A 1,071-nucleotide genomic window follows, 5' to 3' on the forward strand; every position below is an offset into this window, starting at 1 on the left:
TCCTGCCAATTTTGCACCGGCTATCGGGGGTGCCATTGGGTTTATTGGCGTAGAGAAGCTACGTGAGTTTGCTGTTCGTGCCATTAATAAACGTTTGGGAGGTAAACAGTGACCAGAGGTATTCGCAACAACAATCCGGGCAATATCCGCCACGGTGACCAATGGCAGGGACTGTGCGGCAGACAGACTGATAAGTCATTCTGTCAGTTTATCGCGCCAGAGTACGGTATTCGGGCAATGCTCAAAATCCTGCGCAATTACGTGAAACTCTACGGCGATAATACCATCCGCCAGTTTATTTCCCGCTGGGCACCACCGAATGAAAATAATACCGAGAGCTACATCACGCATGTGAGCCAAACAGTCGGTGTATCCAGTCATACCGTGATTGATGTTAACGACAAATCCATAATGACAGCATTGACTAAGGCGATGATCCAGATGGAGAACGGCAAGCAGCCTTATTCTGAGGCAACGTTTGAAAAAGCGTTTGAGATGCTATGAAATTCAATCCTCAATATCTGGCTTACAGCTATCTGGCGGTTCTCTCTACCTTGGTTTGGTTCGGCTACGGCAAATATCAGGACAAGGCTGAAGAATACGCTAGGTTAAAGCGACAGTATGACGAACAGGTCACCATCACCGACAACGCTTACCACTCTATCAGGTTATTCAATGACATCTCACGCATTAATAGCGAAAACCGGCATCGGTCAGCCGTGGATTCTGAGACAACTCAGGCGGCCATCAAAACGGTGGTTGTTAGTCATGATTGCGCCCATCGCGTTGTGCCTGATGGGGCTATTATCCGGTTGCAGCAACACACGAACCGAATACGTTCAGGTGCCACCGATACCCATTCCGGCACATCTGCTCGCTGATTGTTTACCTCCTACCATCCCTGACACAATGACATGGAGTGACAGTCTCATTTTGAATGAGCAGTTATTAACGGTGATTGAACAGTGCAATCTAAATGACTTTTCAAAATGGTAGGAGTATCAAAGAAACTCAGTCCCATTTTTGCGAATTTGGATTTTCCAGACACAAAAAAGCAAAAAGAAGGACTGA

The 1,071-nt window shown here is 46.8% G+C and carries 4 protein-coding genes; all 4 read left to right on the forward strand.

Annotated elements, in window-relative coordinates; all coding sequences use genetic code 11:
• A partial coding sequence (locus Xedl_RS19735) for a phage holin family protein (RefSeq protein WP_208605112.1) occupies window positions 1-112 on the forward strand: 112 nt, incomplete at its 5' end.
• Window positions 109-504, forward strand: coding sequence for a structural protein (locus Xedl_RS19740; protein WP_074025428.1), 396 nt, complete (start codon window positions 109-111; stop codon window positions 502-504). The genes Xedl_RS19735 and Xedl_RS19740, both read left to right, overlap by 4 nt.
• On the forward strand, window positions 501-881 hold the full coding sequence (locus Xedl_RS26045; RefSeq protein ID WP_143187510.1) for a hypothetical protein: 381 nt from the start codon (window positions 501-503) through the stop codon (window positions 879-881). Before Xedl_RS19740 ends, Xedl_RS26045 begins: the two co-directional genes overlap by 4 nt.
• Entirely contained in the window at window positions 796-996 is a 201-nt protein-coding gene (gene lysC, locus Xedl_RS39515) for an Rz1-like lysis system protein LysC (protein ID WP_244149783.1), read from the forward strand. Before Xedl_RS26045 ends, lysC begins: the two co-directional genes overlap by 86 nt.
• Window positions 997-1,071 lie beyond the last annotated feature (75 nt).

The organism is Xenorhabdus eapokensis (assembly GCF_001908105.1).

What these genes read in the sequence shown, in the direction of transcription:
- Xedl_RS26045 (WP_143187510.1), top strand. Translation starts at nt 501, where the DNA reads ATGAAATTCAATCCTCAATATCTGGCTTACAGCTATCTGGCGGTTCTC.
- lysC (WP_244149783.1), top strand. Translation starts at nt 796, where the DNA reads ATGGGGCTATTATCCGGTTGCAGCAACACACGAACCGAATACGTTCAG.